At 70.8% G+C, this 20954-nt stretch carries 21 protein-coding genes; 11 read left to right on the forward strand and 10 right to left on the reverse strand.

Features of this window, described 5'->3' with window-relative positions:
• Positions 1-88: 88 nt before the first annotated feature.
• Positions 89-568, reverse strand: a complete 480-nt coding sequence (locus AC0680_RS35955) for a DUF6234 family protein (protein WP_478637235.1) — start codon at positions 566-568, stop codon at positions 89-91.
• Positions 569-762: 194 nt separating this feature from the next.
• On the opposite strand from AC0680_RS35955, the gene AC0680_RS35960 reads away from it, so the two are divergent.
• Entirely contained in the window at positions 763-1506 is a 744-nt protein-coding gene (locus tag AC0680_RS35960; protein ID WP_478637262.1) for a class I SAM-dependent methyltransferase, read from the forward strand.
• 49 nt (positions 1507-1555) lie between these two features.
• On the opposite strand, the gene AC0680_RS35965 is transcribed toward AC0680_RS35960, so the two are convergent.
• The gene (locus AC0680_RS35965) at positions 1556-2788 is read right to left on the reverse strand and encodes a GNAT family N-acetyltransferase (protein ID WP_478637236.1); all 1233 of its coding nucleotides are present in this window, start codon (positions 2786-2788) and stop codon (positions 1556-1558) included.
• Between the two features lie 408 nt (positions 2789-3196).
• Between AC0680_RS35965 and AC0680_RS35970 the strand changes: the two genes are divergently transcribed.
• Entirely contained in the window at positions 3197-3730 is a 534-nt protein-coding gene (locus AC0680_RS35970) for a hypothetical protein (protein WP_478637237.1), read from the forward strand.
• A 49-nt stretch (positions 3731-3779) separates the two neighbouring features.
• The gene (locus AC0680_RS35975) at positions 3780-4028 is read left to right on the forward strand and encodes a hypothetical protein (protein WP_478637238.1); all 249 of its coding nucleotides are present in this window, start codon (positions 3780-3782) and stop codon (positions 4026-4028) included.
• 192 nt (positions 4029-4220) lie between these two features.
• On the opposite strand, the gene AC0680_RS35980 is transcribed toward AC0680_RS35975, so the two are convergent.
• On the reverse strand, positions 4221-4940 hold the full coding sequence (locus AC0680_RS35980; protein ID WP_478637239.1) for a CTP synthase C-terminal region-related (seleno)protein: 720 nt from the start codon (positions 4938-4940) through the stop codon (positions 4221-4223).
• 76 nt (positions 4941-5016) lie between these two features.
• On the opposite strand from AC0680_RS35980, the gene AC0680_RS35985 reads away from it, so the two are divergent.
• On the forward strand, positions 5017-5904 hold the full coding sequence (locus AC0680_RS35985) for a LysR family transcriptional regulator (RefSeq protein WP_478637240.1): 888 nt from the start codon (positions 5017-5019) through the stop codon (positions 5902-5904).
• A 29-nt stretch (positions 5905-5933) separates the two neighbouring features.
• Here the strand turns inward: AC0680_RS35985 and AC0680_RS35990 are convergent, their stop codons facing one another.
• Together AC0680_RS35990 and AC0680_RS35995 are read right to left on the reverse strand one after the other, a co-directional pair.
• A complete protein-coding gene (locus tag AC0680_RS35990) occupies positions 5934-7139 on the reverse strand; it encodes a PP2C family protein-serine/threonine phosphatase (protein ID WP_478637241.1) in 1206 nt (401 codons plus the stop codon).
• 108 nt (positions 7140-7247) lie between these two features.
• Positions 7248-8003, reverse strand: coding sequence for a leucine-rich repeat domain-containing protein (locus AC0680_RS35995; protein ID WP_478637242.1), 756 nt, complete (start codon positions 8001-8003; stop codon positions 7248-7250).
• A 154-nt stretch (positions 8004-8157) separates the two neighbouring features.
• Between AC0680_RS35995 and AC0680_RS36000 the strand changes: the two genes are divergently transcribed.
• A complete protein-coding gene (locus tag AC0680_RS36000; RefSeq protein ID WP_478637243.1) occupies positions 8158-8688 on the forward strand; it encodes a hypothetical protein in 531 nt (176 codons plus the stop codon).
• A gap of 200 nt (positions 8689-8888) precedes the next feature.
• On the opposite strand, the gene gap is transcribed toward AC0680_RS36000, so the two are convergent.
• Positions 8889-9887, reverse strand: a complete 999-nt coding sequence (gene gap, locus AC0680_RS36005) for a type I glyceraldehyde-3-phosphate dehydrogenase (protein ID WP_478637244.1) — start codon at positions 9885-9887, stop codon at positions 8889-8891.
• 128 nt (positions 9888-10015) lie between these two features.
• Positions 10016-10972: a GlxA family transcriptional regulator gene (locus AC0680_RS36010; RefSeq protein WP_478637245.1), complete on the reverse strand. Its 957-nt coding sequence runs from the start codon at positions 10970-10972 to the stop codon at positions 10016-10018.
• Between the two features lie 318 nt (positions 10973-11290).
• Here AC0680_RS36010 and AC0680_RS36015 point away from each other — a divergent pair, with 318 nt between their 5' ends.
• From AC0680_RS36015 to AC0680_RS36035, 5 genes are all read left to right on the forward strand, one after another.
• Positions 11291-11710, forward strand: a complete 420-nt coding sequence (locus tag AC0680_RS36015) for a hypothetical protein (RefSeq protein ID WP_478637246.1) — start codon at positions 11291-11293, stop codon at positions 11708-11710.
• A complete protein-coding gene (locus AC0680_RS36020; RefSeq protein ID WP_478637247.1) occupies positions 11707-13170 on the forward strand; it encodes a PrsW family glutamic-type intramembrane protease in 1464 nt (487 codons plus the stop codon). Before AC0680_RS36015 ends, AC0680_RS36020 begins: the two co-directional genes overlap by 4 nt.
• Positions 13167-13604: a hypothetical protein gene (locus AC0680_RS36025; protein ID WP_478637248.1), complete on the forward strand. Its 438-nt coding sequence runs from the start codon at positions 13167-13169 to the stop codon at positions 13602-13604. The genes AC0680_RS36020 and AC0680_RS36025 overlap by 4 nt, the downstream gene beginning before the upstream one ends.
• Positions 13582-15711: a hypothetical protein gene (locus AC0680_RS36030; RefSeq protein WP_478637249.1), complete on the forward strand. Its 2130-nt coding sequence runs from the start codon at positions 13582-13584 to the stop codon at positions 15709-15711. Before AC0680_RS36025 ends, AC0680_RS36030 begins: the two co-directional genes overlap by 23 nt.
• A 193-nt stretch (positions 15712-15904) precedes the next feature.
• On the forward strand, positions 15905-16891 hold the full coding sequence (locus AC0680_RS36035) for an NAD-dependent epimerase/dehydratase family protein (RefSeq protein WP_478637250.1): 987 nt from the start codon (positions 15905-15907) through the stop codon (positions 16889-16891).
• Between the two features lie 378 nt (positions 16892-17269).
• Here AC0680_RS36035 and AC0680_RS36040 read toward each other — a convergent pair whose 3' ends face one another.
• Positions 17270-18379, reverse strand: coding sequence for an FAD-dependent monooxygenase (locus AC0680_RS36040; protein WP_478637251.1), 1110 nt, complete (start codon positions 18377-18379; stop codon positions 17270-17272).
• 166 nt (positions 18380-18545) lie between these two features.
• On the opposite strand from AC0680_RS36040, the gene AC0680_RS36045 reads away from it, so the two are divergent.
• The gene (locus AC0680_RS36045) at positions 18546-19520 is read left to right on the forward strand and encodes a TetR/AcrR family transcriptional regulator C-terminal domain-containing protein (protein WP_478637252.1); all 975 of its coding nucleotides are present in this window, start codon (positions 18546-18548) and stop codon (positions 19518-19520) included.
• A 221-nt stretch (positions 19521-19741) separates the two neighbouring features.
• Here AC0680_RS36045 and AC0680_RS36050 read toward each other — a convergent pair whose 3' ends face one another.
• On the reverse strand, positions 19742-20239 hold the full coding sequence (locus AC0680_RS36050) for a hypothetical protein (RefSeq protein WP_478637253.1): 498 nt from the start codon (positions 20237-20239) through the stop codon (positions 19742-19744).
• 90 nt (positions 20240-20329) lie between these two features.
• On the reverse strand, positions 20330-20866 hold the full coding sequence (locus AC0680_RS36055) for a hypothetical protein (RefSeq protein ID WP_478637254.1): 537 nt from the start codon (positions 20864-20866) through the stop codon (positions 20330-20332).
• Between the last annotated feature and the right edge of the window lie 88 nt (positions 20867-20954).

A 20954-nucleotide genomic window follows, 5' to 3' on the forward strand; every position in this document is an offset into this window, starting at 1 on the left:
GGTTCCGCCCGGCAGGGCGGCCGGACGGGCGCTGACCGGCCACGCCGCTCACCGGGGCGGCGCTGAGGGCGCTGACGGCCGGAGCGACTCAGTTGCACCTTCCGCTACCGCTGTAGCAGGGCGTATAGCCCGCGCTCGGGACGGACGAGGGATCCGGATGGCTCCGGTCGTAGTCGTGCTGCGCCAGCATGAACAGCACGGCCACCGCTCCGGCGGCCAGGAGCTGCGACAGCACCGTCCACGGCGCGCGGAACAGCGCCGCGAGCCCGGCACATACGACCACGGCGACGAAGAAGTGCTGCATCCAGGCGAGTTGCGCAAGCTGCACCGCATCGATCCGCGCCTGCTCCCCCTGCGCGGCCCACACCTCCATGCCGTACCCGAAACCGGCCAGCAGGAATACCGCGACTTCGACGACGAACAGCGCGATGCCGATCCCCACGTCCCGTGCACGAGGCGTCCTGCGCGACCAGGGCCGGCCACGCCGCGGCGAGGGTTCAGGGAATGCGCACGTCATGGCCACATCTTGACGGGCAGTCAGGAGGCGCGCATGAGTACGCGTACTCATGCGGCGCCGTCGACTCGGGACCTGTGCCCGTAAGCCCCCTTGTACAAGGGGCCGGGACGCCGTCCGCACCTTCGTAGCTTCTGCCAGTACGACGGCCTTCCGGGCTTCGTAGAGACTGCCGGGCAGAGGCAGCGGTGCGCTCCGAGGGCGGGGCCGCGGCCGAGGACATGGCGAAGCACGGGGAGGACGGCACGATGGGCGTGCAGCAGTACGACGAGATCGGTGAAGCGTACGAGGGCTTCAAGTCCCTGCCGCTGGAGCGGTACGCGGCGGTGCCCGGGTTCCTGGCCATGGTCGGGGACGTGCGCGGCAAGTCGGTCCTCGACCTGGCCTGCGGCACCGGGTTCTACAGCAGGGAGTTCAAGCGGCGCGGTGCCGCCGAGGTGCTCGGAATCGACATCTCCGGCGAAATGATCGCCGTGGCACAGAAGTTGGAGGAGCGCGATCCACTGGGCGTGCGCTACGAGGTCGGCGACGCCTCCGAACTGCGCCCCCTCCATGAGCGCTTCGACGTGGCCGTGGGGGTCCACCTGCTCAACTACGCGGAGGACAACGCCACCACGGAGCGGATGTGCCGCAACGTGCACCGGAGCCTGAAGCCGGGCGCCGAGTTCTTCCTGGTCAACCAGTCGCCCGACTTCCGGTTCGACGGGCCGTCCCCGGAGAAGTACGGCTTTCGCAGCGAGCTGACCGGCGAGGAGGCCGAGACAGGGCCGCGAGTCCGGACCACGGCGCTGCTCGACGGCGACCCCGTCAGTTTCGTCTCGACCCGGCCGCGCCGCGAGGTCCACGAGGAGTCGCTGCGGGCCGCCGGGTTCAGCGAGGTGACCTGGGTCCCGATGGAGGTGTCCGAGGCCGGCGTGCGCGAGTTCGGCGCGGACTTCTGGGCGGACTTCCGCGCCAACCCCCCACTGGAGATGCTGCGCTGCCGCGCCTGACGGGCGCCTCGCACCTGACGAGGCGCGGCCAGGACCGGTGAGCGCGCGGTCAGAACCAGTGCAGGCAGTGCGGGGAGCGCTCGGCACGGAAGAGGGCGTCGGCGAGGGCGGCCGCGTCCGGGCGGTGGGCCCGGATGTGTCCGGCACGCACCAGGGTGCTCGGGGCGGTGCCGCCGAGGTAGACCGCGCCCAGGTCGCTCACATCCAGGGACAGGTCCGGTTCCCGGTCCGTCGGGACGCAGTCGGCCTTGCCGTCCCGGACGGTCAGCAGGTAGCGGCCGTGCTCGCCGAGGAACGGGTCGTCGACGTCGAGGACCAGCTCGCCGTCCGTGAACCAGCCGCGCGCGGTCAGCGCACGCGGGACGTCCAGCAGCCGCACCCAGAGCCAGTCGGTGTCGCCGCTCACCTCGCCGGCGCGGAAGTCCGCGAACTGCCAGCGCAGCGGGTGCTCGGGCGGGAAGTGCTTGAACACGACCTGAGTGACCAGGTCGTGTCCGAGCACGAACCGTGCCAGGGCCGTGAAGACGGCGTCGTCGGTGGCGATGGTCTCGTCGACCGTCAAGGTGCCGGACTCGATCGAGTAGCTGGCGTACCCGTCCGGGGCGCCGTCGGCGTCACGGTGGACGGCGACGTGGCGCGGCGTCGGAGAGACCGGGGGCTGCCCCGCGCCCAGCGCCCACCAGCGGTGCGGCCGGGACAGCGCGCCGGGCTGTGCGCGGCGGTACCGGTCGTAGACCTCTTCCAGGATCTCACCGCACTCGGCACGCCGCAGCAGCTCGACGGTGCCGGTGTCCGAGCCGGCCGCCGGGGCGTCGGCCGTTGCGCGCGCCCGGGGGACGGCGAGGGCGGCCTGGTGGCGCGGCACCGTCAGCTGCTGCGTGTAGGTCGCCGGCCCGTAGCCGAACCTGCCGTAGATCGGGGCCTCGGAGGCCAGAAGGACGGAGAGGGACTCCCCTCGGGCCCGCAGCTCGGTGAGCTGATGCCGCATCATCGCGCTGAGCACGCCCTGGCGTCGGTGCGAGGGCAGAACACCGACGGCGCTCACCCCGGCGGCCGGGGCGGGGATCCCACCGGGCAGGGTGAGCTCCAAGGAGTACGCACCGGCGGTGCCGACGGGCCGCCCGTCCGCCGTCACGGCAAGTAGGTTGCGGTCCATTTCGAGCGCCGACCACCACAGTCCGCCACCGCCCTCGGCCGGGGTTTCCGGGAAGCGCCCGAACGCGGCATGGAGGGTGTCGACGAAGACGTCGAGGTCCTGGTCGACTGTGGAACGGATCCGCATAGCTGCCGCTGCCTCCTCGGGATACCGGCACCGCGACTCGTGGTGCCCCGCCACAGTGCAGCGTTGGCCGGCGACCAGGTCAAACGGTTTACGGCCGGCCCCGCGGCCTGATCGACGCAGCACGGTCTCGCCCGGAGTCGGTCCGAAGCCTTCGCCTGTCCCCGCCGCGGCGCGAACGGCAGCATCCGGATGTCGCACCACACGCCGACCACCTGCACACCTCGTAAACCCTTCGCAAACGGTTCATCAAGTCGGTAAATGCACTTTGCGCGGTGCTGGACACAGATGTTGATCTTGGTGTGCACACATCGGACAGAGGCGCATGTGCCCTCTTCCGGCGGATATGAACAGGAAGGCAATGACTTCATGCGTATGACGGACCGTCAGCGTACGGGCATAGCAACGGGTTTGGCTGTTGTTGCCACCCTCATCGCTGCGGCGCCGAGCGCCACCGCCGCGGCGCCCTCAGGGCAGACGCTGGACAAGGTCCTGGCCGCATCCGGCAAGACCACCACTTTCGCCCGCGACACCGCGTGGACGTTCTCCCGTCTGAAGGGGGACCACCACCTCGCCTCCGCCAAGGACGGCAGCGTGTCGATCGAGGACGGCGAGGGCGTCAGGCTCCTCACCATGTCGCCAAAGCCCATCAAGGACACGGACGGACATCTGCACAAGGTGACGTGGCAGGTCAGGGGCAACACCCTCTACCAGCACGTCGACACCCCGAACACCACTCTCAAGGGGACCGTCGTCCCCACTGTGACGGCCTACGGATTCTGGGACTGGGCCAAGTGCGTGGGCAAGAAGAGCCTGGACACAGCCGAGCTCGGCGGCGTTGCCGGCTGTGTCGCCGACCTGGAGACCGGCTGTGCCCCGGGGGCCGCCGTGGGTGGCTTCGGCGGGGCCGTGGCCGGCGTGGTCCAGGGTGCCCACAAGTGCTGACCGGCTCAGCGGAAGTGAGGAGGTGGGGATGCTTGAAGGTGATGTGGCGATGAAGCGGAAGGAACCGCGTCCGCCGAACGGCCGGCTGTTCTTCTCAGGCGCGGTCGCTGTGGCCATCTGCGTGGGGACGGTCGTCAAGGTGTCCTTGTCGGGCTGGGTTTCGACCGTGGCGGGGTTCGCCGGCGCCGTCGCCGTCGCTCTGGTGGCCCGCCTGTGGCATCGGCAGGCGGACCTGAGATACCGAAGGGCCCGCAGTCTCACGGAGAACCGGGACGACAACGACAACGCCACGTCGTAACCCCGCAGCAGATCAGGCCGGTTCGACCCCCGTCAGGGCGGTGCCCGCCGCCGTGCGCAGCGGGCACCGCCGGACAGGGGTCCGGCAGCCTGGGGAACCACGTGTCGCGGGTGGAGGCCAGCGGGCTGGCGACATGAGCGTCGGGCACCGTGCACAGGCGCAGGTAGCGGCTCAACAGGCGCTTGACGCCGTTCACGCCGCGCCCTTCGCTCGGGCGACGGCGGCCGCCGCGAGGCCGCGGACGAGGGGGTGCGGGCGGGTGCCGTCGCCGGCGAGTTCCGGCTGGAAGAGGGTGGCGAGGAAGTACGGGTGCTCCGGCAGCTCGGCGATCCGCACCTCGCCGTCGGTGTCGGTGCCGGTGAACCGCAGCCCGTGGGTGCGCAGCAGCTGAACGTGGTGGGGGCTGGCGCCGAAGTTGCAGTGGTAGCGCTCGATGGATCGCTCGGCGCCGATGAGCGTTTCGGCGCGGGAGCCCGCGGTCAGCTCGATCGTGCCCTCGTGACCGACCAGGGAGCACGCGAGCGGTACCACCACGGCGTCGGCCGCCGGCGTGTCGGGCGCGTTCTCCGCGTGACCGGCCGTCGCCAGCCCGGCCACGTTGCGGGCGTATTCGAGCAGGACGTGCTGGAAGCCGGCGCAGGTGCCGAGCAGCGGGATGCGGTCCTCGCGGGCGGTGCGGATGGCCGCGAGTGCGCCGGCCTCGCTGCGGTAGGGGCTGCCGGGCAGCACCCAGATCGCATCGAACCCGGTCAGCGTCGTGTGGTCGGCCACGTCCTGGGTGGCGATCCAGTAGGCGTCCAGGTCCAGGCCGTCGTGCTCGCGCAGCGCGTCGAGGAGGCCCGGGACGCGGGTGTGGGAACGGACGTGGGGCGAGCGGTCGCCGACCAGGGCGACGCGGGCGGTGTGTGTCATGCGGTCATCCTGAGCCGCCCAGCTGCATCGCGTCCAACGATGATTCCTGGATCCAGTATCAGGAATACTGATACTCATGGATCCGCAGCAGCTGCGTACTTTCGTCGCCGTGGTCGACCACCGCTCCTTCTCCGCCGCCGCCCAGGCCCTCGGCTACACCCAGTCCGCGGTCTCGCAGCACATCGCGGGCCTTGAGACCGACCTGGAGGCCCCGCTGCTCACCCGCCGCCCGGTAACGCCGACCCCGGCGGGCGAGCGACTGCTGGACCACGCCCGCCCGCTGCTGCTGCGCCTGGACGCGGCGCGCGCCGACATCGCGCGCCTGCGGCAGGTGCAACCGGGGCGGCTCACGGTGGCCTGCACACCGGGCGCGCTGACACCCGCCACCGCGCTCGCGCTGGTACGCGCCCACACCGACGCCCCACGGCTCGCGGCCTCGGTGCGGGTGTGCGGAAGCGCCGAAGCGGTCCGGACGGTGCTGACCGGCGCGGCGGATCTGGCGCTGGTCGACGGCGCGGTGGCACCCAGCGACCCGCTGCCGCTGCCCGACGCCGGCCCCCTGACCGCCTTCCCCGTCAGCGAGGAACCCCTCGCGGTACTGCTGCCCGCCACCCACCCGCTCGCCGGACGCCCGGCGCTACGGCTGGCCGACCTCGCCGCCGCCCGCTGGATCGACGCACCCGACGCCGCCGTACCCCTGGCCCAACTCCGCGCCGCCGCCCAGTCCGACGGCTTCGGCCACCAACTCGCCTACACCGGAACCGACATCCGCGCACTGGCCGTCCTGGTGGCCGCCGGAGCCGGCCTCACCACCGCAGCCCTGCCCGTGGCCGAAGACCTGCCCGGCACCGCGGCCGTACCGATCTCCGAGCCCCGCATCGTGCACCGCACCGAGCTCCTGCACCCCCGCACACCCACCACCCCGGCCGCCGAACTCATCGACACCTTGCGGCCCACGCAGTGATCGCGGCGGAGCCGGCGCGCACCAGCCCCTCACGGCTGCTGCGGGTGCCATTCGAAGAGCAGGATGGTGGCGTCGTCCCGCAGGTCGTTGTGCTGGTAGTCGAGGATGGCGTGGCTGAGCAGCCGCAGTGCCTCGGCCGGGCGCTGGCCGACGGCGGAGGCGCGGATGATGAAGTCCGTGAACCGGTCGAGGCCGAACTCGACGCCGTTCTCGTCGCGCGCGTCGACCACACCGTCGGTGTAGAGCAGGACGCGGTCACCCGGTTCGAGTGTGGTCTCGTGGACCTGCCGGGCTGCCGGGGTGAGTTCGAGGTGCAGGCCGATCGGCGGCTGCGGGGGGCTGTCCAGCGCTCCCTCGAGCACCTGCTCGTCACGGATCAGCAGCGGTGGCGGGTGACCGCAGTTGATCCAGTGCAACTGCCCGGATTTGGCGTCGAGCCGACACACCACACCGGTGCAGAAGTGGTCGGGCAGCCACTGGGCGAGCGCGCGGTCGACGTTGCCGACGAGGTCGGGCAGGTCGGCGCCGCTGCGGCGGGCGTTGCGCGCGCCAGCCATGGCCACCGAGGTCGTCAGCCCGGAGGCCAGATCGTGGCCCATGGCGTCGAGGATCATGGTGTGCAGCACATGCTTGATCACCGCGTGGTCGAAGGCATCGCCGCCGACGTCGTACGCCGGCTCGAGCACCGCGGTCGAGACGCACTCCTTGCTGCCGATGGTGCGGGGCGGAAGGAAGGCCCGCAGCATCTCGGCAGGCAGCTGCATGGTCGCGGTGCGGGTGCGCGCGGCGATCCAGTCGCTGTAGGCGCGCTTGGAGGTGACGACCATCGCGAGCAGATCGGCCAGCATCCGGCTGCGGCGCATCCGCGGCCCGTCCAGTGTGGCGGTCCGCACCGCCAGGACCCCCAGCCGCTCCGCACCGTCGATCAGCGGTACCCAGACGACCAGGCCGTCGCCGTTGTCCGTCACCCGCGGGGAGACCGTGCGGTACGCCCAGCCGGCCTGCGAGGCGTCCACCGGCAGCGGCTCCAGGGACTCGTCGAGCGGGACGAGCAGCCATTGCTGCAGGTCGACGAGGTAGATCAGTACGGTGTTCAGTCCGAGGGCGCAGGCGCACCGGTTCGCCAGCGCGGACAAGTCCACCGGGAGAACGCTCTGCGTCTCGGTGATCAGCTCTTCCAGCAGACGCTCGTCGACCGCGGCGCCGGTATCCGCGGGCGCCCATGGGTCCGGCACGGGGATCACCCCTTCCCCACCCAGTCTCACACCGATCACTGCGCCCCTCACCTCAGCGGCACCCACCGAGCCGGGCCACGACACGACGCGGCGGTCGCCGTAGCGCGATCACGTCAAGACCACACATCCCCGCCGCTCCAGTCGGGTCAGCACGGGCAGAGCGGGATCGATGTCGTTCCACCGCAGATCCAGCTTCTCCAGCGACGGCATCTGCCCGAGCCAGTCCGGCAGGCAACTGAGCCGATTGCTCCGTAGGTCGATCTGCCGCAGCAGCGGAAGGCTCGCCAAAGACTCGGGGAGCTCCGCGACGGCGTTCTCGCGAAGGTCCAGGTGACGCAGTTCGTGGAGTTCCGCGGTCGACGGCGGCAGGCACTCGACGGCGTTTCCGCGCAGCCAGAGCTCACGCAGGTTGCGGAGCCGGCCGATCGATCCGGGCAGCGTGGTCAGGCCGTTGTGCTGTGCTCTCAGCTCGATGAGGCTGGCCATCCCGTCGATGGTTTCCGGCAATGCCGCCAGGCGGTTCTCGCCGACGTTGAGGTAACGCAGTCGCGCCAGGCGCCCCAGGGTCTGCGGAAGCTGGGACAGGCGGTTGTCGTGCAAGTAGAGGCAGTCCGTGAGCCCTGAGAGATCCCCCAGTTCGTCCGGTACCGACGCGAGCGCGTTGTGGCCCAGGTCCAGGGTCCTGAGCCGATCCAGCTTTCCGATCTCCGGCGAGAGGGAAGTGAGCCCGTTGTCCGCAAGGATCAGCACGCGGAGGTCGGTTCGTCGCCAGACCGACTCGGGCACCCTTTTGAGATCCTGACGCCATAGGTTCAGCGCGTTCCTCAAGCCGTCGCCCCCTTCGTCAGCAGTGCCGGACGCCATTCTCGTCCGTGCTCCTCAAGGGAGGCGAGCCGCCGCGGGACACGGTGACCGGACCGGCTGCGGTCACAGGCCCCGGCATCTTCTCGCAAGCCCTCGCGCGCCGCCTCACCGGGGCGCGGAAAGACACAGGCAAACCCGGGCGTACTCTGCGGACATGATCGAGCGAAGAGCGCTACTGCGGCGCATACGCGTGTGGTTGGTCGTCTTCATCATCTGTCTGGTGCTGAGCGGGCTCACGGCCTTCCCCCTCGTCACCGAGTTGCACCTCGTCCATGACGCGCTGACGTCCTGGGCGGCGCCTGTCGCAGACGCCCTTCCGGGGCTCATGGAGTGGATCGAGCGAGTCCGCGACGGCCTCGACGCCACCGACGCCCAGTACCCCTTCGTGTTGTACGGCACCGACTGGCTGGCCTTCGCCCACCTCGTCATCGCCGTGGCCTTCTACGGGCCCTACCGCGATCCGGTACGCAACATCTGGGTCGTCGAGTTCGGCATGATCGCCTGCGCGGGGATCATCCCGCTCGCGCTCGTCTGCGGCCCGATCCGGGGAATCCCCATGTGGTGGTCGGTCATCGATATGTCGTTCGGCGTGTTCGGCGTGATCCCGTTGCTGGTTGTTCGCCGCATGATCAAGCGCCTGGAGGCGCTGGAGAGCACTCCCGCCGAGGAGCCCGTCCCCGCTTGAGGACAAAGGACGAGGCCCCATCGGCAGCCCGCCCTGAACCTGCCACCACGGCAACACCCGCCCGGCGCACCCTGCGGAGGCCGGGCGGACCCGCTTCTGTGACGGGGCGCTCTGGTCGGCCCGACCGGTCGACCAGAGCGCCCGGAGGAAGTGCCGGCCGGCGCGGCCCGCCGGAGGCGGGGCACCGCCCCGGCGTCCGGTCAGCGGGTGGCGAGGAATTCGAGCGTGTCGATCACGCGGTTCGAGAAGCCCCACTCGTTGTCGTACCACGCGACCACCTTGACGTGGCGGCCGTCGACGCGGGTGAGGGCCGAGTCGAAGATCGACGAGGCGGGATTGCCCACGATGTCGGACGACACCAGCGGGTCGTCCGAGTACTCCAGGACGCCGGCGAGCGGCCCGTCCGCCGCGGCGCGGTACGCCGCCAGCACGTCGTCGCGCGTCACGTCGCGGGCGACGGTCGTGTTGAGCTCGACGATCGAGCCCACCGGCACCGGTACCCGGATCGAGTCGCCCGACAGCTTGCCGTCGAGGTTCGGCAGCACCAGGCCGATGGCCTTGGCGGCGCCGGTCGTGGTCGGCACGATGTTGACGCCGGCGGCCCGGGCGCGACGGGCGTCGCGGTGCGGACCGTCCTGGAGGTTCTGCTCCTGCGTGTAGGCGTGCACCGTCGTCATGAACCCGTGCTCGATACCGGCGAGTTCGTCGAGCACCTTGGCCAGCGGCGCGAGCGCGTTGGTGGTGCAGGAGGCGTTGGAGACGATCGTGTGCAGTGCCGGGTCGTAGGCGTCGGTGTTGACCCCGAACGCGAGCGTGACGTCGGCGCCGTCCGACGGCGCGCTGACGAGCACCTTCTTCGCGCCCGCGTCGAGGTGGGCCCGGGCGGCCTTCGCCGAGGTGAAGCGGCCGGTGGCCTCCAGGACGATGTCGACGCCGAGTTCGGCCCACGGCAGCTGCGCCGGTTCGCGCTCGGCCAGCACCGTGATCCGACGGCCGTCGACGACGAGGGCGTCCCCGTCGACGGTCACCGGGCGCCCGAGCCGGCCGGCCGTGCTGTCGTAGGCGAGCAGCCGGGCGAGAGTGGCGGGCTCCGTCAGGTCGTTGACGGCGACGATCTCGAGGGCGCTGTCGCGCTCCAGCAGTGCGCGCAGCACATTGCGTCCGATGCGGCCGAATCCGTTGATGGCGATGCGAGTCATGAGTGATGTCCCTTTCCTTCGCCACCAGGGTCGCCCGCGGCTCGCACCGCTGACAGTGGCGGGATCGCCATGGTTCAAAAGGATCCCGCCACGCTCCCGCCACGCGTCGCCGGACGGTGCCGAGCGGGTTACTCGCCCCGGGTGAAGGTGCGCCGGTACTCGCTCGGTGTGGTGCCGAGGATGCGCTGGAAGTGCAGGCGCAGATTCGCGCCGGTGCCGAGCCCGACGTCGGCGGCGATCTGTTCGACGCTGCGCTGCGAGCGCTCCAGCAGTTCGCGGGCGAGGTCGATGCGGGCGCGCATCACCCACTGCATCGGCGTGTGGCCGGTCTCCTCGACGAAGCGCCGGGAGAACGTGCGCGGCGAGACCTCGGCCTGCCGCGCCAGTGTGTCGAGGGTGAGCGGCTCGCCGAGCCGGTGCAGCGCCCACTCGCGGGTGGCGGCGAACCGCTCGCCGAGCGGCTCGGGGACGCTGCGCGGCACGTACTGGGCCTGGCCGCCGCTGCGGTAGGGGGCCGCGACCAGACGCCGGGCCGCATGGTTGGACGCGGCCACTCCGAGGTCGCCGCGCAGGATGTGCAGGCACAGGTCGATGCCGGAGGCGGCGCCGGCCGAGGTGAGCACGCTGCCCTCGTCGACGAACAGCACGTTCTCGTCGACCTGGACGAGCGGATGCCTGGCCACGAGCGCCCGCGTGTAGTGCCAGTGCGTCGTGGCGCGCCTGCCGTCGAGCAGGCCCGTGGCGGCGAGTGCGAAGGCGCCCGTCGAGATGGCGGCGAGCCGCGCGCCCCGGTCGTGGGCGGCGATCAGTGCGTCGACGACGGCCCGCGGCGGGTCGTCGCGGTCCGGGAACCGGTAGCCGGGGACGAAGACGATGTCGGCCCACGCCAGCGCGTCGAGGCCGTGCGCGACGTAGTACGCGAGGCCGTCGCCGCCGGTCACCAGACCGGGTGTCGCCCCGCACACCCGCACCTCGTACGGCATGCTCGCGCGGGTCGTGAAGACCTGCGCGGGAATTCCGACATCGAGCGGCTTCGCGCCTTCGAGCACGAGGACGGCGACGCGACGCGGACGGGAGGCTGGCACAGGAAGAGGTTACGTGGGGCGTGACGTCGACCCGGCCACTGCGCGGAGGGGGCAGACGACACTCCGGCCCGGCCGGTGCGCACCACCGAAGGCGGCGGGCATGGGCCGTCGCAGTGCCGGTCGCCGCACGACGGGCCCGGCTCCGCCCGGGCTGCCGCCCGCATCATCGCTATTTCATCGGGATTTCAGTACCTCCCACGACAGTGGACCGGACGGCGTCGGAACCGGCGCGCGATCCGCTCGGCGGCAGTCCCGCGAGGAAGCACGGAATCGGGGGAACGGCCCGATGGGCAGTCACGGGGAGTGTGGGAAATGGGTATGACGGACACGTCCGGCGCCTCACCACCGGAGTCGTCGGTGAGCGACACCGAAGGCGGGGAGGGGGGTCCCGGCCGGGTACTGGTCCGGCTGGTCCTGGCGGGCGGGCTGGTCGGTGCGGCGCTGCTGACGGCGTCCCTGGTCGTCGGCCTCACGAGTTCTCCCACGATGAGCATCCCGCGGCTGCCGAAGATGCCCTCGTTGCCGACGGATCCCGGCTCGATGCCGACGGGGTTCCCCACGGACCTGCCCACGGGCCTGCCGAGTCTGCCCCCGATGCCGACGTCCCGGCCGACGGGCCCCGGTTCGATGCCCACGGACTTCCCCACGGACTTTCCCACGGGCCTGCCCACCGACCTGCCCACGAACCTGCCCAGCCTGCCTCCCCTGCCGACCGATCTGACGGGAGGTGGCTCGTGAAGGGCCTCGCTTCCCTGCCGTTGCGGGACGACCCGCTGGCGCACACCAGGGCATTGATGATCGCTCGGATCGCGATCGTGCTGTACCTGGTCGAGTTGCTGTTGAACATGACCCGCCCGCGGGTGCTGCCCGACGAACCGGCCCTGTCGATCTTCTACGAACTGCCCAAGGGCCTGGGCAAGATGCCCGGCTTCGCGGGCTCGCTCGACCGGCTGCTGTCCATGCCGCGCGCCGTCTTCTGGTGCACCCTGGCGGGCATCGTGGCGGGGGTGGTCGTCCAGATCGCGGCGGCCGTCCTGCGCCGATCCGAACGGCGCTCGGTGGCGCCGACCTGGCTGACGCTGGGGTGCCTGCTGTTGCCGTTCGGGCTGTTGTCGCTGGTGGTCGTCGTCGAGTACTTCCCGCTGGTGCTCGCCTGCGTGCCCAGTACGGCCCTCGTCCTGCTCCTGCTGCGTGGCGGGGTGCGCTTCGCCCGGGTCCCGCTGGCCGCACTGCTGGCCGCGTTCGCCTGGGGTGCGTTGATCGTGTTCGGACTGGGCCGCGCCTACAGCGGGCTCGCGTTCGGCACCCTCTTCGGCTACCTGGGAAAGTCCTCCCCCACCGACATCAGCCGACTCGCGGAGAACCAGTTCCGCACCATCGACCTGCTGATCGTGCACCTCAGCGTCGTTGACACGCTGGCCGTCGCGGGCGGCGTCACATTGCTCTTCCTGTTGTTCCGCCACCGCGTCACCGATGCCGTGAGCGGCCTGGTCCTCGGCGCCGCCGTCGGGCTCGGCTTCAACTTCGTGGAGAGCGCCCTGTACATGAAGATCTACGGCTCGCTGGGCGGCATGCTCGGGTCGACCGGCGGCTTCGAGTACTGGATCCGGCAGTCGATCGGCCTGCTCGGCGGGCAGGTGGCCTACGGCGCGCTGCTGGGGGCCGGCCTCGGCGTCGCAGCCCGGGCACGGCGGCGCGGGCTCATCGCGACGGCCGCCGTGGTCGGGGCGATCGGCGGGGCCACGGCCTCCGAGCTCCTGTCGGGGTGGCTGTCCGGGCTCGTCCGGGACCACGTCGAGGTCGGCAGCCCGCTCGACGTCCTGGTGGTCTCCCCGTTCCTGTGGCTGCTCCCCCAACTGCCCCTGATCGCCCTGGCCCTCGCCCTGCTGGTCCGTGGTCTACGGGCGCGCGCACCCGCCCTGCGGGCGGCCGTGGCGGAGGAGGTCGCAGCGGGCCCGGCCATCACCCCGGCGGAGGTGCCGGTCCTGACCTCGCCCGCGCTGCGGCTCTGGGCGGTGGTGGGCGCCTGGCGCTGGCGCGGCTGGCGCGCCGCCCGCACGCTGCACCGCCTGCACTCCGTCCAGTTGGACCTGGCCGGCCACCACGTGCACAACGATCCCACGGACACCGCTCACGCCGACGAGTTGCGCGCACGGATCGCGCGGCTCAAGGGCGTGCCCCCGGAGGTAACCCCATGAACGGTCTCAGAACTGCCTGGCGGACGGCCGTCAGCGCCACCGCCCTCGCCGGCACGGTGCTGCTCCTGACCCCGCAGCAGGCCTCGGCCTGCACGGTCGGCATCGGCTACAAGCCGTCGTTCGACATCCGCGACCTCAGCCGCCCTAAGACGTGCTCGACGGGCACCTCGCTCGGCGGCGCCGGTGCGGTCGCCGTTCTGGTCCCCGGCGCCCTCGTCGCGGCGAGCTGGTGCGCCCATCGGAAGTCCGAGAAGGGCTTCGGTGCGCCGTCGCAGAACGGCAGCACCGGCCCGAGCCTGGCCCTGACCGGCTATTTGGACGCCACGGGCGTCGCGGTGGGCCGCCGGCGCGACGGCGAGGCCGATCCGGTCTCCGGCTTCCCGCGCCGGACCGAGCAGGAGACGGGTGGCCATGGTGCGGACCGGTCGCTCTAGCCGCGCCGGGCGAGGGGGCCGGTGGGGCGCCGCCCTCCTGGCCGTCGGCATCCTGCTCGCCGGCCAGCCGGCCCCCTCGGCGGTGGCGTCCGACACGCCGGGCGCCGCCCAGTCGCCGACGCCCGAGGTGGGAGGCGAGTTCGCGGACATCGCCCGCGAACTCCTGGACGACCCGATCGGCCGGGCCGGCCTCGAGGCCCATCGGACCCTGAGGATGACGGACGGCACCCGCAATCTCGCCGTCATCTGGTTCGACCTGACCGGCTTCCAGGCCACGCACCTGACGTCGATCACACGGCACTTCGGCGAGAACCCCTCGCACGCCGACTACTACCTCGGGTACGGCAAGCTGCTGAAGCGCGAGGGCAACGAGGCGCTCTTCGACCGGATGGGGATTCCGGGAGATGGCCCGCTGTTGGAGTTCGCCGCGGTCAACGACCCGCGCAAGGACCACTCCGAAGCCGTCATCTACGACAAGATCCTCTCCACCGTCCTGTCCAACCTCGGCCTGCGGAACGCCGCGATCAACAGGCTGCTGAAGAGGGCGATCGCCGGTTTCTCGGACCGGGGCCGGTGTGCGGCCTGCCTGAGGCTCACCAGCGCCATACCGGAGAAGAACTTCGTGTCCGGAACGCCCTACGCCACCCGTCAGGAGAAGTCGGAGTCGGCGAACCGGGTGGGCGCCATCACGAGCAAGGGCGTCTCCATGCTCCGGCGGGAGAAGAAGAAGCAGGAGCAACAGGCCGCTGCGGCGCTACCGGTCTCGGGCACCCCGGGCACCCCGGGCACCTCCTGCACCTCGATGGGGCGCGGCCATGGACGTCCCGTCATGGCGATGGCCGCGCCCCTCGCCGCCGGCCCCTGCGGCGACGAGGAGGTGGGCGCACGGTCGGGCGCCCTCCAGCGACTACTGGCCGCCCCGCCCGGTGCCGACTCCTACGGAGGCGTGGACTTCTCGACGTTGGAGATGCGTTACCTCTCCGACGGCTCAGACGGCGTGCAGTACGCGTACTCTTCGCGCCCCCTCCCCAAGGGCTACCAGCAGGACACCGCACTCGGAATGCGGATGGTGAAGAACCTGGGGTCCGATCTGCGGACCTGGCTGGTGCTCGATCCGCAGAAGTTCTGGGTCAATCTCAACCCCACGGAACCGGACCGCATCGTCGACGCCGCGATGGGACGGACCAACGCCGGACGCGCCATGCTGGAGGCCGACCTCCAGATGAAGCGCACATCGGCGAAGATCCTGCACCCCGACTCGGCGACCGGAAAACAGTACTGGCGGCAGCTCAAAAGCTCCGCGGACGGCTCGCTCTGCTTCTCCTCCCGGATGTGGATCGTGCCCGGCAAGGTCGAGGTGCGCCAGGACGGTGATGCGCTCTACATCCTCACGGCACGGCTCGACGTGAAGACGCAGTCGGACCACATCGACGACCCCTATGCAAAGCCGTGCAACGCCGATCCGGCCACCAACGCCCACAACGAGAACCTGGAGCGCACCCTCGTGCTGCCCAAGGTCGTGAAGGCGGTCAACAACGACCCGGAGTACGCGCCGCTGCGCCGCGCGTTCATGGCGCGGATCATCGCGCAGTGGGTGCGCGAGCGGCACCAACAGGGGCACCGGACCTCGTTCGACACGCTGATCGGCTCCAAGGACCTGGGCCCGGCCAAGATGACCGGCGACTGGCGTCCCAGGAAGGTCTTCGACGAGTACGTCCGCTCGTACCGCAACAAGGAGTTCGACATCGAGCGGGAGACCACCGACGGCCGGTACAAGCGCATCACCCGTTATGTGTACGGCGGCGCGGACCTCACGAAGGTCCAGCTGACCGGCGTCTCCTCGGCGGACATGCGCAAGCGCTACCCACGACTCGCCCACTCCGCACGGTCCTCCACCGACCGCCGGGTGACCGCGGCCGACGGCTCGATCTGGCTGGGCGGTTTCGTCCAGGCGCCGGAGCGGGGCTTCTGGGACGACCTCAAGGACCAAGCCACCCGTCTGACCGGCGGAAACGGCGCCCTTCTCGTGGTGATCCTGCTCGCCCTGGGAGCCATCCTGTTCGGCTTCCGCAACCGCCCGAGCCGCACCAAGCGCCCCGCCGCGTGAGCCCGGCCGGGTCCCACGGCCGACCGCCGCGGCGAGGCGGGGCGTCGACGTCAGCGGTCGCAACGTCGGCGGCATCGGGCTTGGCATGCTGGATGTGCTGTACATGGGGGCCGCCGGCCGGTTGACGGCTCTTCCGGGTCCGCTGTCGGCGAACCCGCCTGGGTAGTCGTGTCCGCGGTGCTTGGCTGTCGGGATGGAGATCTTGGTTCTGGGTGGAACGGCGTGGGTGGGCCGGGAGCTGTCGCGACAGGCGGTGGAGCGCGGTCATCGGGTGACATGCCTGGCTCGCGGCGCAAGCGGAGAGGTCGCGGGCGGAGCGACGCTGGTGGCCGCCGACCGGCGCGATCCGTCGGCGTACGCACCCCTGCTCGAACGCGAATGGGATGCGGTCATCGAGGTGTCATGGCAGCCAGGTTTCGTTCGTGAGGCGCTGGACGCACTGGGCCGCCGGGCCAGGCACTGGGCCTATGTCTCCTCCGTCAGCGCCTATGCCTCCCATGCCACGCCGGCCGCGGACGAGTCCGCGACCCTGCTTGCTCCGACCGACCGGAGCGAGGCCGACCACGCGTCGTACGGCGAGGCGAAGGTCGCCTGCGAACGGGCGTCGACGGCCGTTGTGGGCGACCGCCTCCTCATCGCACGCGCCGGCCTGATCGGCGGCCCGGGGGATCACAGCGGACGCTCCGGCTACTGGGTGGCCCGTGCCGCGCGCGACCCGCAAGGGCCGATGCTGGTTCCCGACGCCCCGGCCACGCCGACACAGACGATCGACGTACGGGACCTCAGCGCCTGGCTGCTCGACGCCGCGGAGACGGGCATCACCGGCACGTACGACGCCGTCGGTCCGGTCGTTCCGTTCGGCGAGTGGGTCGAGCTGTCCCGCGCCGTCGGCGGGCACACCGGTCCGGTGATCACCGCCGACTCGGCATGGCTGCTCACGAACGGCGTGGCCGAGTTCATGGGGGCCGAGTCACTGCCGATGTGGCTGGTCGAACCGGGCTGGGAAGGGTTCTCCGCCCGGGACGGGTCTGCGGCACGCGCCACAGGAATGCGCCATCGGCCCCGGGCGGAGCTGCTGGCCGACACGCTGCTCTGGGAACGCGAGCAGGGCCTGAACCGGCCAAGACGTGCCGGCCTCGGTGCTCAGCGCGAGCGCGAGTTGCTCGACGCTCTTGGCTGACGGCCGGCCTCCTGCAGGCCAGTCGAGGCAGGCAGGGCACTGGGTGCTAGGGCCGTGACAGGCACCCCACAGGTACCGCCGCGGCCTTTGCCGCGACCTTTGCCGCCACCGCGACCACCTCGCCCGCACCCGCCAGCGGCTCCCGGCGGTGCCCGACGAACGACTCGAAGCAGCACCAAGGCCGCACCGAACCGACGGCGCCGCTGCTGCTGCCACGCAGGCCCTGTCGCAGCGGCGGCGTCCGCCCCCACATCAAAGCCCTCCCTGAGCCGATCGCCGAGCTCACCTGCCTGCTGGTCCCCGGCGGCGGGCGGCGCTGAGCGCGGGAGCGGTTCCGCGCTGTTTCTGCCTGCTGTGATGTCCTTTCGGGGCAGGAGATCAGCCGTCCAGTGAGAGTGCGTTCTTGGCGTGCGCGACGGACTCCTCCGGGGCGGGTCCGCCGGGATTCTCCGTGGCCAGGGCCTGGTTGAGGGTGACGAAGGGGCGCATCCGCTGCTCGTAGCGGGCATACGCGGTGCGGTGGTCGCCGTTGTCCTGGGCAAGGCAGTCGGCCAGCACATGGGCGCCCACGAGAGCCAGGCTGGTGCCCTGCCCCGAGAGGGGCGAAGGGCAGTAGCCGGCGTCTCCCAGCAGGGTCACCCGGCCCCGCGACCACTGGTCCATGCGGATCTGGGCCATGGCGTCGCCGTAGAAGTCGGGTGCCTTCCGGGCGGCCTCGGCCAGGCGGGTCCCTTCCCACCTCAACGACGCGAGCCTGTCCACGACGAGCCGCCGCAGAGTCCCGGCGTCGCGGAGGTCATGAGCGAGGGGGGCGGACTCGAAGCCGAAGGCGATCCTGAGTTCGGTGTTGTCGCGTACGGGCATGATGCCGAAGCCCGCGTCGCCGTCCCGCAGCCACACCTGCCAGTCGTCCAGGGCGAGGAAGTTGTCCGCGCTGAACACCGAGAGGTAGCTCCCCAGGTGGTGGGCGAAACGCTCCTCCGGCCCGAAGACCAGGCGCCGCACTGTGGAGTGGAGGCCGTCGGCCCCGACCACGAGGTCGAAGGTGCGGGATGGCCCGTGCGCGAAGTCGACGCGCACACCGGTCCCGTCCTCGTCGAGCGCGGTGATGCTGTCGCCGAAGAGGTACTCGACGCCTGCTCGTGTGTGCTCGTGCACCATCCGTACCAGGTCCTCGCGCAGCACCTCGATGTCTTCGCTGTCGAGCCGTCCACTGCTGAAAGTCGCCTCGGTGGAGCGGTCGACCTCATGGCCGTCGGGGGCGAGGATCGACATGCCGCGCATCCGGGTCCGCACGCCCCTTGCCTGCTCCAGCAGGCCCATCCGCTCCACGACTTCGAGCGCGACGCCCCTGACGTCCACGGCCTGGCCGCCGGGGCGTGGACCTGGAGCGCGTTCGACGACGGTGGGCGCGAAACCGTGGCGGCGCAGCCAGTAGCCGAGGACGGGCCCGGCGATTCCGCCGCCGGAGATGAGTACGGTGCGCATAAGAAGCTCCTCAAACAATCTGTACGGTGTACGCGTCGTGAACGTACGCCGTACGCCCAACCGTCTCAACTGGCCAAATACACAGCCTGCACTAGGGCAGGCACCTTCCATCCGACCTTTCCGCTGCTACCCTCTGCACTAGTACAGGACAGGAAGGCGACAGGTCGTGACGAAGACCACAGCGACAGCCGGTGATCCGCCCTATCTCCGCATCGTCGCCGCGATCCGGCGGCGCATCGCGGACGGTGAACTCGCCCCCGGGGACCGGGTTCCCTCGACCCGCCAGATCGCCCGGGAGTGGGGCGTCGCGCTCGCCACCGCCACCAAGGCCCTGACCACCCTGCGTCTGGAGGGACTTGTCGAGGCCCGGCCCCGGATCGGCACGGTCGTCGCCGGAGCCGCCCCCGCCGCGCCGGCCCGCAGGCGCCCGTCGCCCGCCCCGGACCCCGAGCAGGAGCTGAGCCTCGACCGGATCGTCCGTACCGCCATCGAGATCGCCGACGCCGAAGGCCTCTCGGCGCTCTCCATGCGCGGCGTCGCGGCCCGCCTCGGCGTCGCGGCGATGTCGACCTACCGGTACGTCCCGAGCAAGGAAGACCTCGTCCTGCACATGGCCGACGCCGCGTTCGGCGAGGAGTCCTACCGCGCGGACTCCCCCGAGGACTGGCGTACCCGCATCGAGCTGGGTGCCCGGACCATGTGGAGCCTGTACCGCAAGCACCCGTGGCTGGCTCAGCTCGGCTCCCTGACGCGCCCGTTGCTCGTACCCAATCTGATGGTCCACGGCGAGTGGGTGCTGGGCGCCCTCGACGGCCACGGCCTCGACCCCACGACGCTGTTCGACATCCACGTCCTGCTCTACAGCCATGTCCAGGGCCTGGCGACGCACATGGAGAGGGAAGCGCACGCCGAAGCCGCCACGGGCCAGTCGGAAGACCAGTGGATGGACAGCCGCGCCCCCGCCCTCCAAGAACTCGTGGAATCCGGCCGCTTCCCCACCTTCACCAAAGTGGTCGGAGCCTTCAACGAGGGCTACGACCTGCGCCTCGACGCACTCTTCGAATTCGGCCTCAAGGCACTCCTCGACGGCCTGACCTCCATCATCGAAGGCCAGGAAGCTGCCGCCACTAAGAAATCGTGAAGATCGCCGTCGCCCGACAGGCTCGGAAGCCGGCCGACGGGCGACGGGCGACGGGCGACGGGCAATACAACGCCGGGGAAGGGCAATACGACCGGCGTGGTCACCGCACACCGCACGGGCGCGCAGAGGCGCCCGAACCGGGTCAGCCCCGCCGCCCGCAGCTGGACAGGCGGGGACGAGCCATCGGCGGCATGGCGCCTCACCGACTGTGTTGAGTGGTGTCAGGCGTCGGAGCCGGCGTGCTTCTTACGGTTCTCCAGGTGGTTGATGACGACGTTGGCCAGCGCCACCAAGAGTGTGGCCAGCAGGGCAGGGAGCCAGGGGTTCTGGACGTGCAGCCCGGGAGTGAAGCTTTCAACGAATATGGCGGCGAGGAAGGTGGTGGCCGCCGAAAGGATCATTTCCGCGCTGCGTTTGACCTTGGGCGAAACCGAGGTGAGGCGGAGGAAGAGGCGCAGGGGGTAGATGAACACGGCGGCGAGCATCCCGCTGGGCAGGCACAGTACGGCGCCCCAGATGAAGGGGGCTACGCCGTCGGATTCGATCAGACCATGGGAGACTGCGGCGACGACGAGAACCGCCAGTAGCAGGACCAGCAGCACGAGGGCGAGAACGCCAAGTCCCAGGCTGGTCATGCCGAAGGCGGCGAGCACCTTGTCGCGTGGGGACAGCGAGCTCCATGTGGGCTCGGTCTCGTCGCCTGCTCGCTGATGCGGCACTGTGTGCTCCTTCCCGAGTCGGAGTGGTGGTGCGGGCGGCGCCCCCTGTCCCGATGCGAACCAGGGAGTGCCGCCCGCGAAGTCGCCTGGCTAGAGGGCAACCATCATGATTGCCTTGGCGATGTCATACGCGACGTCGGTCGGGACGCCGGCCTTCACCATGGCGATGGCGAGTGCGGTCTCGCTCCAGCCCTCGACATCCTCGATCGCATCGGCGATCTTGCCCCCGTTGCGGGAGATGAAGGCGCCGCTCTTCTTGCTGACCTTGCCGACGATCTTCCCGGCCCAGGCGCCGCCGTGACGCAGCCCGGCGACGATCAGCTTGCGCACGATCGTGCCCATACCCAGGGCGCGCTTGCTGCGCTTGTGGGCGTCGGGGTTCTCCAACTGCTGTGCGTACTGCTCGAATTCGCGGATCTGATTCGCGTCCGCCCCGTCGGCGCGCATCCGGGAGATGAGGTCACGGACATCGCCCGCGGTCGGCTGCAGCGACTCGGTCGCCTGCGATGCGGCGGCGGTGCCCGACTGAGCCTCGACAGCACTCGCGGCAGGTGCGGCAACTCCCAGGGCGACTGCTGTCGCGACGGTGGCTGCTGCTATACGGATGTAATTGGTCTTCACGTACACTTTCCCCTTGTAGGTGGGGGAAGAGGGCATACGGGTACGCCGCTTGGCGTGGAAACTGAACGGCTCCCCGTGCCGTCTTCCCCCTGAT

The organism is Streptomyces sp. NPDC043738, from assembly GCF_056436545.1.

Bases quoted from the DNA above. Each gene is read 5' to 3' on its own strand.
- AC0680_RS35955 (WP_478637235.1), bottom strand. From the start codon at position 568: ATGAGTACGCGTACTCATGCGCGCCTCCTGACTGCCCGTCAAGATGTG.
- AC0680_RS35960 (WP_478637262.1), top strand. From the start codon at position 763: ATGGGCGTGCAGCAGTACGACGAGATCGGTGAAGCGTACGAGGGCTTC.
- AC0680_RS35965 (WP_478637236.1), bottom strand. From the start codon at position 2,788: ATGCGGATCCGTTCCACAGTCGACCAGGACCTCGACGTCTTCGTCGAC.
- AC0680_RS35975 (WP_478637238.1), top strand. From the start codon at position 3,780: ATGAAGCGGAAGGAACCGCGTCCGCCGAACGGCCGGCTGTTCTTCTCA.
- AC0680_RS35980 (WP_478637239.1), bottom strand. From the start codon at position 4,940: ATGACACACACCGCCCGCGTCGCCCTGGTCGGCGACCGCTCGCCCCAC.
- AC0680_RS35985 (WP_478637240.1), top strand. From the start codon at position 5,017: ATGGATCCGCAGCAGCTGCGTACTTTCGTCGCCGTGGTCGACCACCGC.
- AC0680_RS35995 (WP_478637242.1), bottom strand. From the start codon at position 8,003: ATGGCGTCCGGCACTGCTGACGAAGGGGGCGACGGCTTGAGGAACGCG.
- AC0680_RS36000 (WP_478637243.1), top strand. From the start codon at position 8,158: ATGATCGAGCGAAGAGCGCTACTGCGGCGCATACGCGTGTGGTTGGTC.
- gap (WP_478637244.1), bottom strand. From the start codon at position 9,887: ATGACTCGCATCGCCATCAACGGATTCGGCCGCATCGGACGCAATGTG.
- AC0680_RS36015 (WP_478637246.1), top strand. From the start codon at position 11,291: ATGACGGACACGTCCGGCGCCTCACCACCGGAGTCGTCGGTGAGCGAC.
- AC0680_RS36025 (WP_478637248.1), top strand. From the start codon at position 13,167: ATGAACGGTCTCAGAACTGCCTGGCGGACGGCCGTCAGCGCCACCGCC.
- AC0680_RS36030 (WP_478637249.1), top strand. From the start codon at position 13,582: ATGGTGCGGACCGGTCGCTCTAGCCGCGCCGGGCGAGGGGGCCGGTGG.
- AC0680_RS36035 (WP_478637250.1), top strand. From the start codon at position 15,905: ATGGAGATCTTGGTTCTGGGTGGAACGGCGTGGGTGGGCCGGGAGCTG.
- AC0680_RS36040 (WP_478637251.1), bottom strand. From the start codon at position 18,379: ATGCGCACCGTACTCATCTCCGGCGGCGGAATCGCCGGGCCCGTCCTC.